General features: G+C 39.6%; 11 protein-coding genes. 9 read left to right on the top strand and 2 right to left on the bottom strand.

Annotation, left to right across the window (positions count from 1 at the left end; genetic code table 11):
• Positions 1–99 precede the first annotated feature (99 nt).
• From J1N10_RS17550 to J1N10_RS17530, 5 genes are all read left to right on the top strand, one after another.
• On the top strand, positions 100–780 hold the full coding sequence (locus J1N10_RS17550; RefSeq protein WP_262328040.1) for an energy transducer TonB: 681 nt from the start codon (positions 100–102) through the stop codon (positions 778–780).
• Between the two features lie 391 nt (positions 781–1,171).
• Positions 1,172–1,840: an energy transducer TonB gene (locus J1N10_RS17545; RefSeq protein ID WP_262328039.1), complete on the top strand. Its 669-nt coding sequence runs from the start codon at positions 1,172–1,174 to the stop codon at positions 1,838–1,840.
• A gap of 140 nt (positions 1,841–1,980) precedes the next feature.
• Positions 1,981–2,997 (top strand): DUF4837 family protein, encoded by a 1,017-nt coding sequence (locus J1N10_RS17540; RefSeq protein ID WP_262328038.1) that lies wholly within the window; start codon positions 1,981–1,983, stop codon positions 2,995–2,997.
• Between the two features lie 297 nt (positions 2,998–3,294).
• Positions 3,295–4,293, top strand: coding sequence for a tetratricopeptide repeat protein (locus tag J1N10_RS17535; protein WP_262328037.1), 999 nt, complete (start codon positions 3,295–3,297; stop codon positions 4,291–4,293).
• Between the two features lie 101 nt (positions 4,294–4,394).
• Entirely contained in the window at positions 4,395–4,586 is a 192-nt protein-coding gene (locus tag J1N10_RS17530) for a hypothetical protein (protein ID WP_262328036.1), read from the top strand.
• A gap of 31 nt (positions 4,587–4,617) precedes the next feature.
• Here J1N10_RS17530 and J1N10_RS17525 read toward each other — a convergent pair whose 3' ends face one another.
• Both J1N10_RS17525 and J1N10_RS17520 read right to left on the bottom strand, forming a co-directional pair.
• Positions 4,618–5,967, bottom strand: a complete 1,350-nt coding sequence (locus J1N10_RS17525) for a GH1 family beta-glucosidase (protein ID WP_262328035.1) — start codon at positions 5,965–5,967, stop codon at positions 4,618–4,620.
• A 45-nt stretch (positions 5,968–6,012) separates the two neighbouring features.
• Positions 6,013–7,200 (bottom strand): hypothetical protein, encoded by a 1,188-nt coding sequence (locus J1N10_RS17520; RefSeq protein ID WP_262328034.1) that lies wholly within the window; start codon positions 7,198–7,200, stop codon positions 6,013–6,015.
• A gap of 90 nt (positions 7,201–7,290) precedes the next feature.
• Between J1N10_RS17520 and J1N10_RS17515 the strand changes: the two genes are divergently transcribed.
• From J1N10_RS17515 to J1N10_RS17500, 4 genes are all read left to right on the top strand, one after another.
• A complete protein-coding gene (locus J1N10_RS17515) occupies positions 7,291–8,328 on the top strand; it encodes a hypothetical protein (RefSeq protein ID WP_262328033.1) in 1,038 nt (345 codons plus the stop codon).
• 93 nt (positions 8,329–8,421) lie between these two features.
• Positions 8,422–8,859, top strand: coding sequence for a hypothetical protein (locus J1N10_RS17510; RefSeq protein WP_262328032.1), 438 nt, complete (start codon positions 8,422–8,424; stop codon positions 8,857–8,859).
• 265 nt (positions 8,860–9,124) lie between these two features.
• Complete coding sequence (locus J1N10_RS17505; protein ID WP_262328031.1) at positions 9,125–11,383, top strand: TonB-dependent receptor; 2,259 nt, start codon at positions 9,125–9,127, stop codon at positions 11,381–11,383.
• 21 nt (positions 11,384–11,404) lie between these two features.
• Positions 11,405–11,746 (top strand): heavy-metal-associated domain-containing protein, encoded by a 342-nt coding sequence (locus J1N10_RS17500; protein ID WP_262328030.1) that lies wholly within the window; start codon positions 11,405–11,407, stop codon positions 11,744–11,746.
• Positions 11,747–12,247: the final 501 nt, after the last annotated feature.

Genomic DNA, 12,247 nt, shown 5'->3' with positions numbered 1-12,247 from the left:
TTGAGTAGGTTGAGGTTTTCTTTGTTTTTTCTTTCTGGTACACTACTTGGGTTTATAGGAGCAAGACATAATTCTCGTTAAACCTCAAAAATTAAGCCTATGGAAGTAAAAAAGAGCAAAAAAGCCGATTTAGAACGCAAACGTGGTGTGTTTTTTCAAATTGGTATGATATTGACGCTTGGTGCTGTTTTGGTTGCTTTTGAATGGAGTAACAAAGATGCTAAGCAAAATGTGCTTGCTATGGTGGATGAAGAAGTGCTTGAAGAAGAAGCGCCGCCCATCACCAGGCAGGAAGAAATTAAGCCACCTCCACCACCTCCTCCGCCCAAGGCAACAGATATTCTGCAAATTGTAGAAGATGATGTTGAGTTGGACGAAGAGTTGGAGATTGAAGACACCGAGATGGATGAAGACCTTGAAGTGGATTTATCGGAGTTTGAAATGCCAGAGGAAGATACCGAGGAACAGATTTTTATGGTTGTGGAACATATGCCAGAGTTTCCCGGAGGAGAGGCAGCATTACTCGGTTATATTAATAAAAATGTGAAGTATCCGGTTATCTGTCAGGAGAATGGTATCGAAGGAAGAGTTAATGTTTCATTTGTTATTAATGAGAAAGGAGAGGTGATTAATGTAAAAGCTTATCAGGGAACCGACCCAAATCTGGAAAGAGAAGCTGTTAGGGTGGTAAAAACATTGCCCAAATGGAAACCAGGAAAGCAAAGAGGAAGACCTGTTAAGGTGTCCTTTACGGTTCCGGTGAGATTTAAGCTGCAATAGCAGCCATGTTTAACGAATGTATTAGCGTATGATGACAAAATAGTTTAAAATCCTTTAGCAGAGAAAACGTTCTCTGTCATTTTTCAGAATAAAAGCCGATGTCTCCAGAACGACCCTGCAAACTTCGAAATGAAAACGAAAAACTGGAACATCGGCTTTGTTGTGCGATTTTGTGTAATGCGCAGGTGCGTTTTCGCCCAGCAGGGCGAATAATCTCGCCTCAATAATTGACTACAATAGTTGGTTACAATAAAATTAGTGACGGTAAGTGGTAGTGTTTCAGTGGTCTGTATTGAGTGTGTGAAAGTTTTTATAAGGAAGAAGCAATTGTGGAACGCTGCTTGGGATATAGTTAGCAACTAACAGTAATAACCTCATAAAATATAGCGTCATGAAAGCAAAAAAATATAAACACGCCGATTTAGAACGGAAACGAAGCATCTTTTTTCAGATAGGTTTAATCGTGGCATTAGGCGCCTCATTGGCAGCTTTCGAATGGGGAGCACCAGCCAAAGGCATGGCACATGTAGATATTGATGAGGGCTATGTGGAGGAAATAGAGATGATACCATCTACAACTCATGAAGAGCCTAAAAAGGAGTTGCCAAAACCTGTAGCTATTGAAATGATAGAAATAGTTGAAAATACAGATAAGGTAATAGAAGACATACCTGATTTTAGTACAGATATAGCCGATGATACATTTGAAATTCCTGAATTGCCAGCCGAAAAGGATGAAGCGCCGGTAACGTTTGTTCATGTCGAGCATATGCCAGAATTTCCTGGTGGACAAGCTGCCTTATTAAAGTATGTGGCCAGTAGTGTAAAGTACCCTGTTATTTGTGCCGAAGCTGGCATTTCAGGTCGCGTGTATATTTCATTTGTAGTTGATGAACAGGGTAATGTAGTAGAAGCTAAAGTGGCTCGAAGTCCGGATAAGAATTTATCAGCTGAAGCATTACGAGTTGTTAACAACATGCCGCAATGGTCACCAGGACGTCAGCGCGATAAGGCGGTGCGCGTATCTTATACTATTCCGGTCAACTTTGTATTGCAATAACTCTTCAAACCAATCTATATATAGAATCGACATCGGTTGGGCTCGTAATGTATTGTTTCATCCGTGCCTAAAGATTGAGCGATTATAAGAGCCTTAATCGATGTCGTTTTGCCATTTCATTAAACCTTAAAACGTAAGTCATGAAAAACTATATAAACACCATTAGTAACAGAGTTTGGTTATTAGCCATTGTTGTAGTTATCACAATTATTGCGGTTGCTGCATGTGCCGACAGGCCATCTAATTTTAAGCCCCGGGCCATTGGTTCTCCTGGAGAATTACTGGTGGTGATTGAAGATCAGTATTGGAATGCGGCCACCGGCAAGGTACTAAAAGTTTTATTGGATGATGAATTTCCGGCTTTGCCACAGGGCGAGACCTTGTTTAAAAAAACGCGTATTGCCTATGAGCAGTTTGAACGTCATTTCAGAACCTACCGAAATGTGTTGATGATTTCTATTCGTGACAATGAGCGTACCAACAGGGTAGAGTATCGTCGACAAGAGTGGGCACAAAATCAACATGTGGCAAAAGTAATAGCTCGTTCCCCCGATGAATTAAATGGCCTGCTTGAACAAAAGTGGTCAACCATCAAAGGTTTTTTTCACAATGGCGATATCAGTGCCATGGCCGAGTCCTATCACACTGTTTACGAGCCAGAAGCTGTATTGCATGTGGATAGTGTGTATCCGTTTAAAATGTATTTTCCTAAAGGTTTTAGGTTAAAGAAATTTAATGGACAATTCTCGTGGTTGGGTTCGCAGCGTTTAGGCAGTCAGCTAGGCATCTTTGTTTATCAATACCCGCTGGACTCATTAGGGGAATTTAATTCGCAATCGCTAATACGCTTTCGCAATAACCTGCTTCGAAAACAAGTACCAGGTGAGGCCAAAGGTTCCTTTATGGCTACCGAAGAGCAGTTTCCGGTTTCGGTGCGTCAGTCAACTTTTGCCAACCGACAGTGGACCGAGTTACGGGGCCTTTGGAAAGTACAAGGCGATTTTATGGGTGGACCATTTGTTGATTACTTCTATCAGGATAAAGATAACAATCGTCTGTTGATGGTGAGTGGTTATGTTTATGCTCCTGCAAAACCCAATAAAGCCATTTATATGCGCGAAGTAGAAGCGGTGTTAAAAACGTTGGAGATGAATTAAGATAAAATGCACTTCTGAAATACAAAAATGGAGCTTAAAGCATCAAAAAAGGGGTTCTGAGCACCATTTTTCCGGTTCAGAGCCCCAAAATTGCAGCTCTGAGCCCTAAAATTGCAGCTCTGAGCTCCAAAATTGCGGCTCGGAGCTTCATCTTTGTAGCACGGAGCCTGTAAAAGATAGTTCTGAACAGGAAAAAGGTATTTGAAAGAAGGAAAATAGGGATGTTAACAAGCGTTAAACAACTTCCGCTTATTGAAAATGTTTGATGGATAAGGAATAAAAGTCTATCATTACAGCATGAGATATTTAGCAGTGTTGTTATTGATGGGCTTTTTAAATGTGCAGGCCCAGGAAAAGACAGAAGTGGAGAAGCTGATAAAGCAAGGACAAACCTTGTACAGTCACGATTTGTATCAGGATGCCATCAGTAAATTTAAGCAAGCCATTGCCTTTGATAAAAAATGCATGGAGGCGCATTATGAATTAGCATATACCTATTTAGCTATTAACGATTATGATGAAGCCTTGCACTATAGTCGCAATGTATTGGCCGATGAAAATGATTTCTGGCTCGATGCACTATTGATATACGGAGCGGTATTAAATGAAAAAGGAAATGCTAAACAGGCTGTGCGTGAATATAAAAAGGCCTTGAAGCAATACCCCAATGAATATTTGTTGCATTACAATATGGCCGAAAGTTACGAGCTGCTCAATGAAGATGAACTGGCCGAACAGTCATTGGTCAAATGCTTGCAGATGAATCGTAACCATATTCCAAGTCACTTAATGTTGTCGTCGATTAAAAAACAGCAACACGAGGTGCTGAAAAGTATGTTGCCTTTGTATTATTGCTTGTTGATTGAAACCGATGAACTGAAAAAAGAAGAGCTGCTGGATGATTTGCAGGTAAGGTGGCATGTGGCCATGGTGCAGAGAGCTAAGCAGCCAAAGAAGGTGAGTAAGCATTCTGTGGTTTCGGGCTTGGAGGTGGCTGAATCGAAACTAAATGCCATTGCTCGTGAAGCAGCCATTAATAACCCTGAAGAACCCAATAAACTGGTGAGTCAAACGCGGGCTTTGTTTGCTATGTTGAGTGAGGAACAAACGGGTGAAATGGATTTTTTTGATATTCAGTATGTTGATTTTTTCACCCAGCTGCACCAGGCGGGTCATGCCGAGGCCTTTGCTTATTTTATATGTAGCGCAAAATATAATCCGGATGTACTGCTTTGGGTCGGCGATCATCAAAGTGCATTTAATGCGTTTATAAATTGGATGGAGCTACAGCAGTAAGTAATTGGGCTTTTCGTCAAAAAATGAAAATGTTTTTGTATCTTAAATAGCACTCTAACGTAGGAGAAGGAAAATGATGTAGAATTTAAAAACTAGGTGTTATGAGTAATATTTTGACAAAGCATTTTCAATATACAGGGACAGATGATTTTGACCAGTCGTTGGATGCACAAATTAATGAGTTTATCGAAAAAGAAGGCATTACCACTGAGAATTTGATTGATGTCAAGTTCAGTGGTCATTCCGATCAGGGAGTAGCCACTTATTCGGCACTCTTGCTTTTTAAGAAATAATACAGTGTGAATTTACAGATAGGAGCCTCCATTATTTTTTGGAGGCTTTTTTAGTTAAAAAACTTTGAAACCACTGGCCCGAATACTTAATGGTGCGCTCTTGTGTTTCAAAATCAACATGTACCAAACCAAATCGGGGTTCAAAGCCTTCTTTCCATTCAAAATTATCAACCAGGGTCCATACAAAATAGCCAGTGACGTGGATGCCTTTATCCTGTGCTTTACGAACTTGTTTGAGCATTTTCTGGTGGTACTTCATGCGTCGAACATCATAAACGTGGTCTTTCACCAAAAAGTCGGGGTAACAAACACCACTCTCGCTTATTATCAGCTTTTTTATTTGTGGATAAGAGCTGTAAAATTTCAACAATTTATATAATCCTTTGGGGTAAACGTCCAGGTTCATGGTGTTTAGATTGGCCTTTCGCACTGTCGGCGGTATTTCGTTGGCAAAAAGAACGGGCGGCGTCAGACTATGCCTGGCCACCACACGGAAATAATATTGTATGCCAATAAAATCAAAATCGAATGCCATTAGCTGTTCATCACCATTCTTAAAAAATGACTTAATGATTTTTAATGCTGGCATCACATCGCTTGGGTAACCAAGGCCTAATAATGGTTCCAGATAAAAACGATTAAGCATGGCCTCGATGCGCTTAGCAGCGCGTCGGTGTTTAGGGAGCTGGTTAACAGGCTTGATGTATGAGCATGACAAAGCTACGCCTATATTAGCTTGAGGCTGTAAACTTCGGATTTTGGCTCCGCCCTGTGCCATGCACAAAACAGTATAATGGGCAGCTTTTAAAAAATGGTTGATACCCTTACGCGAAGGAGCATGGTAACCCATAAAGTAACCAAGGCCGGTAAAACTCATGGGTTCATTCATCACTATCCAATTGTATACTTTATCACCAAAGGCTTTTGTGCAAATCTCAACGTAATCAATAAACCAGTCGATTATTTCGCGATTGGTCCAGCCTCCTTTGTCTTCAAGGGCCTGAGGTAAATCCCAATGATATAAAGTGATGTAGGGTGTTAAATTATTGTTGAGGCAGCAATCAATAACACGATGGTAAAAATCAATACCGGCCTGGTTGATTTTGCCTCTTCCGTAAGGCAATATTCTTGCCCAGCTAATCGAAAAACGAAAAACATCCATGCCTAGTTGTCTGGCCAGAGTTATGTCTTCTTCATATCGATTGTAAAAATCAGATGCTTCACCAATAATATCGCCGTTATTAATATTATCGGGCTTATCGGTGAAGGTATCCCATATGGAAGGACCTTTCCCGTCTGCTTTTGCAGCGCCTTCATTCTGAAAAGCACTAATGGTGACGCCCCACTTGAAGTTATCGCCAAATTGCTCACGTTTAAACATGAAGCAAAGGTAAATGGTGAATGCAAAGTTACTGTTAAGTAGTAGTTAATAAACGATGCCCCAGGCGGCAAATCGGGTGTTGTTTTCGAACGGCGTTAATGGAAAAAAACCTTTAGTGATTTTTCCGTTTTTAATGATTAACGGATGTTTAGTTGTTTGAGCATCGTAAAATGCAGGAGCTTCACCTTCCTTGAATTGGTCGATTTGCCAGGTTCCTGAAGTCTTGGCCGCAATTCTTTTTTTAAGGTGAAGGTTAATAAGCCCCATATTGCATCTTAAGTTGGCCTCGACCAAAGGATAGAATTTAATGTCTCCAGTTTCGCTTTTAATAAACATGACATCAATCCCTATTGGGCCAAAATAATTTTTATGAAGCTTTAAGGTTTGCATGCTCTCAATTATGAAATTTGCAGTTTGGTTAATCCATGCATCGTTCGAAGGCAGTTGTTCAATTATTTGCTCGGGGATATGAAAGTATTCTTTGTTAAAATGACCTTGTTGATCGGCATCAAAATAGTTCAGCCCTAAGAATTCGTAATCGCCGGACTTTGTAATGTTGAATTGTAACGACGCATCTTGTACTTTATTATAAATGGGTTCAATAATTAAAGAGCCATGCTTTTTAAGTTGGGCATTTATCCAATTGCCTGCATTTTGCAGTTGCTTGTTATTTCTGATAAAAGTAAGGCCTCTTCCCGACGAGCTCCACAGCGTTTTTAATACTATACCATCAGGGTGATGGCTAAATAAAGTATGAACATCTGAATAACTCGAAATAGTTTGCGGTAATGTAGGAATTGAAACAAACGCGGGTAGCTTTCTTTTGCATAATTCTACACAAAGCTGAAGGCTTGTTTGCCGGCTAAAGAAATTCCTGTAATCATTTCCCTCAAAAAAAATAGGTGGTTGCTTGTCTGTGTTAAGCTGCTTCGCAAATTTGGCCACAATCACCTGGCTCCACCCCCAGGGGATGATATTATCAGCTGATATATTACTAAGCTCATTAGTTTTAATGAAAGTAGGAAGTGGAATGCCATTTTTTTTCCAAAACTCGATAAAAGATTCCGAAATTGGATTTTCGTTCAGTATATAATTCTCTTCGTTGGCTAACAAAGCCATTAGCGGACTTATGTCGCTTTCAAATTTTGACAGAAACCGGGAAGGCATAAAACTATTGGTGCCATTCTCCACTGCCATGTCGCAGGTAGGGTTATAAACGAACAAATTTGCCATAGGGCAAAAGTAGTTGTAATTGCCGAATGTTCTATTGCACTCTTGACTATTGATCATTTCTTAAATATCTTCTCCAAAAATCGTATAATTATGAAAATGATATTGGTAAGTGTGTTTATGTTAGAAGTAGTGGCGTTCTTAGGTGCTTGTAGTAGTGATGATAAGAGTGAGCCTGAAAAGCAACAAAGTGAAATTACGGAAGAAGTAGTTGAAGAGTCATTTGCTGTTAAAGAAATTGAAGGAACCCTGTTTGTTGCAGACTTCTCCGTTGCGAAAGAGGATGTTCTACGTTCGATTCCACAAAAATACATTGATATAGCTCGTCAGAATCTGCACATTGCCTATCAGCATACTTCGCATGGAACGCATGTTAGCCGTGGTTTATATGGATTACCTGATTATAAAGATGGAGATGCAGAATTATTTGCCATCACAATTGATGCTCCGGAAGAAAATAAACTTGATTTTGATGATTGTACCTTAGAAAACTATGCTGAACCAGGGAAAAGAGCAGTTGATCTTAGTCGCGATGAAACAGCTTTTATACAAGCTACTCGTAATTATCTGGATGATAAAGATAATGCAGATGTAAATGTGGTGATGTGGTCGTGGTGCAACATTGCAGGTCACGATGTTGAGGGCAATTATTTACCCGGCATGAAAACCTTAATTGATGAATATGGTGTTGGAGGCTCAAAGATTGGTGATGGAGATGGCCTGCGCAAAAATGCAGTGGTTTTTATATTTATGACAGGACATGCTAACAGGGGTTCTAACACTGGAGATGGTAATCCTAAAGAACAAGCTAAGCTGATTACTGATTATTGCAATGCTAATAATTACATGTGCCTCGATTACTATAGTATTGATACGCATTGCATGGAAGATAATTACTGGGAAGATGCCGGCGATGATGGTAGTTCAACGGCGTATGATGGTAATTTTTATAAAGATTGGCAAAATGCACATCAATTAGGTGTTCATTACTACGAAAATAAACATGCGCCAGGCGGAGATGTTGAATTTGGTTCGCATACCGAACAACACATTACTTCAAATCGAAAGGCTTATGCAATGTGGTGGATTTTAGCACGAATTAGTGGTTGGGATGGCGAATCTGCTGAGTAGCGTGATGTAAATCAGTTGTTAAAATTTTGCGAGGATGTAAGAGATTTGTTTCCTTTGTGGGCGATGAAATCTTTTAAGCTGAAATATAAAGCAGTGAGCATTTTCTTAATGATGGCCATATTGCCATCTGTTTTGGGGGTTCATATATTTCAACATCATTGCAATGGTTGTGATGAAAATGAAACCATTACCAGGATCATCACAACAGCTCATGAGCATCACCATGCTTGTGATAATTGTTCATGTGTCAATAGTGCATGTCAATCATGTCAAGAGTTATCGGGACAACATGTTCACAATCAACATCAGGACGAAAGCTGCCAGCATCAGTTTAAAAAGGCTTCCATCGAAGGACAGACCGCTCAAGTTAAATTCAAGATTGAGGCAGCTTCGGTCGATTTGTTTTCACATACGACTTTAGTGTCCCATTGGGCGTCTGATATTACATTACCAACACAACTTTATTTAGACGTGCTTCAGAAAATTCCTGACGAGCCCTCGCCAGAGCTGAACTGCGTTTTTCTTTTATGATTTTAAATCTGTTGATGACATCTTAAACTACATGTTGAGTTTGAGCTGCATCGACCTACCTCTGTTTTAAAACCAAATGTGTAACAAAATGATTGATAGGATTTTTGCTTGTCGCATTGGTTAAATGCCGAAACAGAATCACCGCTCGAATGAAGTGAATCGTGTGATAGCTTTCGCATTTGATTCGTCATCGGCATAAGTTTTCTTTTAAATTAAAGTGTGTTTCTACAGGCATCAACCTGTAGCGATTTAAAATCATTTAAAGATGAGTCGTAATTCTATAGTTTTAATACTATTGTTTATTACTGGTATTTCGGCCTACTCGCAGGCGAATAAGGAAATATCTGGTGTTGTAAAGGCCAAAGAAAAGAATAAGTTAACTGGCTTGGTAGGAGCTAATGTGTATTGGGCCAATACACAAACGGGTACTGTTACTGACTTCAATGGAGCTTTTATAATTGAACAGAAAAGAGGTAACCAGCAGCTGGTAATTAGTTATATTGGGTATAAACCTGATACATTATTGGTTGGCGAACAGGAATATTTTGAAGTTGTATTGCAAAGTGATGAATTGGATGAGGTGGTAGTAGCCGGCAAAAAGGCTGGTTCACATATGTCGCGTCTTGATCCGATGACTAAAGTAAACATTACCGGGGCTGAGCTTTGTAAGGCGGCCTGTTGTAACCTGAGCGAAAGCTTCGAAACCAATGCTTCGGTTGATGTGTCCTATTCCGATGCTGCAACAGGAGCAAAGCAAATTCAGTTGTTAGGCTTGTCAGGCAATTATGTTCAAATGATGACAGAGAACATTCCAAACTTCAGAGGTTTAGCAACTTTGTATGGTCTAAACTATATTCCTGGCGCCTGGATGTCGTCAATTCAGATTTCAAAAGGGACATCAACGGTTATCAATGGATATGAGGCATTAACCGGTCAGATTAATGTTGATTACAAGCGCCCTGAGAATTCAGAGAAGTTTTTTCTGAATGTGATGGGGAATCATACCGGACGATGGGAGAACAATATCAATGGCTCGATCCATTTAAACGATAAATGGTCGACAGCTATTTTAGCACATTATTCGCAAGACCAAAACGAAACCGATGACAATAATGACGGTTTTAGAGATGAACCGTTGTTAAAGCAATTAAACCTGATGAACCGTTGGAGCTATAATAACCACAATGGTTTTACCACGCAATTTGGTTTTAAGGTGTTAGATGAAAATCGTTTGGGTGGTCAAATGGGGTTTGATGGTTCAAAGCCAGCTGATCAGAACATTGGTGGGGCCAATCAAATATACGGAATCAATATTGATACACGGCGTTACGAAGGATTTTATAAAGTAGGATACGTGTTTGATGATGATTTCACCAGTCTGGCGTTAGTGGCTAACTATGCTTACCATGAGCAGAATTCCTTTTATGGTCGCAAGCAGTATGATGCCGAACAACGTTCATTTTATGCGAACCTTATTTTTCAATCATTTATTTCGAACGAAAACAATAAGTTTAGTACAGGAATAAGTTTTCAATCTGATGAGTTTGATGAAGTATTATTGATGAATTTTCAAGACCCGGGCGATGTTCAGAATTTAAATCGGGAAGAGTTTGTTCCCGGAGCTTTCTTTCAGTATACTTATAATATACCTGATAAGTTGACTGTTATTGCCGGTGGTCGCATTGATTTTCATAATGATTTTGGTACATTGGTAACGCCTCGTTTACACGTCAAGTATAACCTTACACCAAATACTATTTTAAGGGCTTCGGCAGGTAAAGGCTATCGAACGCCTAATGTGCTGGCCGAAAATAGTTATCTGCTAGCCAGTTCACGACAAATTAATATTGCAAGTGATATCGACCAGGAGGAAGCCTGGAATTATGGAGCTAACATTACGCAGTATATTAACATTGCAGGTCGTGAATTAACCTTGAATGCAGAGTATTATCGTACCGATTTTCAAAATCAACTGATTACAGATATTGATCAAAGTGTAGATGCTGTCTCCTTTTATAATCTGGATGGTAAATCTTACGCCAATAATTATCAGATAGAAGGTAAATATGAGCTGGTGCGTGGATTAGACATGGTGGCTGCATGGCGTTTTAACGATGTGAAAGTTACTTACGATGGAGAGCTAAGGGATCGTCCTTTGATGAGTAGAGCTAAAGGGCTGGTGAACTTATCTTATTCGACACCGCTAAAAAAATGGCAATTTGATCTCACTACGCAGTTTAATGGAAAAGGACGTGTTCCATCAACGGCTTCAAACCAGCCCGATTATCAACGTCCTGATTCTTTTGAATCCTATCAAATCGTCAACACGCAAATAACAAAGTATTTCCGAAAGTGGAATATATATGCCGGCGTTGAAAATCTTGGTGGATTTAAACAGGAAGATCCAATAATAGCAGGAGAGGATCCGTTCGGAGATAGTTTTGATAGTTCATTAATTTGGGGACCAATAATGGGACGACGTTTTTATTTTGGTCTTCGTTTTTCAATAGACAGAGAAGAGTAATTAAATTTTAAATTATAAATCATGAAAAAAGTAATTGTATTAATTGTGATGGCATTGGTTGTATTAAATACATATGCCGACGACAAAAATAAAAAGGTAAGCGAGGTAACCTACAACGTTGAAATGGACTGCCAAAGCTGCGTTAATAAAATAACAAAGAACATTCCTTTTGAGAAAGGTGTGAAGGATTTGAATGTAGATTTCGAAGGGCAAACAGTAACGGTTAAGTATCGCGAGGATAAAACGAATAAAGAAAATCTGGTTAAGGCTTTTGAAAAAATAGGTTTTGAAGTGGACGAACAGAAAGATGAGGAGTGTAGTTCGACTCAAAAGAAGAAGTGTTGTGAAGGACATCATCATTAAAAGCTAATGACATTGATTTAATTAATACCAAGGCTCCCACCCGGGAGCCTTTTTCATTCTCATTCTTTCACCCCACCATTCTACCCTTCAAGTTCTACACCCACACTTCCACCACATTTAATACATATTTAAGTCGTATTAAAGTCAACTACGATCGAATTTACTATGAGTTTACTTCGAGTTTAGTATGACTTTACTATGAGTTTACCCTGATTCAGGTACGACGCTACCCCTTACCAGCCATTTTTACACCATCAAAGCACCACATCTACACAGAAGCCCTTTCGTATTCATCGCATCTTCGTGGAGGAATTACTTCATAACACATTTTAACATCTGCCACAAGCATCATCAAATCAGTACCTAAGCTACAGCGAAGGAAAAAGGCCTCAAAAAACTTTGTCTTACGATTTGGTTCTTCCAAAAATACTCCCTTATTTTGCACCCGCTTTTGAGAACAACGGTTCATCTAAAAGGCAAGGGTGGTAAGGGTTTCGGCGC

Source organism: Carboxylicivirga litoralis (genome assembly GCF_025499605.1).
Lineage (GTDB): Bacteria > Bacteroidota > Bacteroidia > Bacteroidales > Marinilabiliaceae > Carboxylicivirga > Carboxylicivirga litoralis.
This window is presented reverse-complemented; position numbering and strand designations above follow the sequence as displayed.

What these genes read in the sequence shown, in the direction of transcription:
- J1N10_RS17550 (WP_262328040.1), top strand. Translation starts at nt 100, where the DNA reads ATGGAAGTAAAAAAGAGCAAAAAAGCCGATTTAGAACGCAAACGTGGT.
- J1N10_RS17545 (WP_262328039.1), top strand. Translation starts at nt 1,172, where the DNA reads ATGAAAGCAAAAAAATATAAACACGCCGATTTAGAACGGAAACGAAGC.
- J1N10_RS17540 (WP_262328038.1), top strand. Translation starts at nt 1,981, where the DNA reads ATGAAAAACTATATAAACACCATTAGTAACAGAGTTTGGTTATTAGCC.
- J1N10_RS17535 (WP_262328037.1), top strand. Translation starts at nt 3,295, where the DNA reads ATGAGATATTTAGCAGTGTTGTTATTGATGGGCTTTTTAAATGTGCAG.
- J1N10_RS17530 (WP_262328036.1), top strand. Translation starts at nt 4,395, where the DNA reads ATGAGTAATATTTTGACAAAGCATTTTCAATATACAGGGACAGATGAT.
- J1N10_RS17525 (WP_262328035.1), bottom strand. Translation starts at nt 5,967, where the DNA reads ATGTTTAAACGTGAGCAATTTGGCGATAACTTCAAGTGGGGCGTCACC.
- J1N10_RS17520 (WP_262328034.1), bottom strand. Translation starts at nt 7,200, where the DNA reads ATGGCAAATTTGTTCGTTTATAACCCTACCTGCGACATGGCAGTGGAG.
- J1N10_RS17515 (WP_262328033.1), top strand. Translation starts at nt 7,291, where the DNA reads ATGAAAATGATATTGGTAAGTGTGTTTATGTTAGAAGTAGTGGCGTTC.
- J1N10_RS17505 (WP_262328031.1), top strand. Translation starts at nt 9,125, where the DNA reads ATGAGTCGTAATTCTATAGTTTTAATACTATTGTTTATTACTGGTATT.
- J1N10_RS17500 (WP_262328030.1), top strand. Translation starts at nt 11,405, where the DNA reads ATGAAAAAAGTAATTGTATTAATTGTGATGGCATTGGTTGTATTAAAT.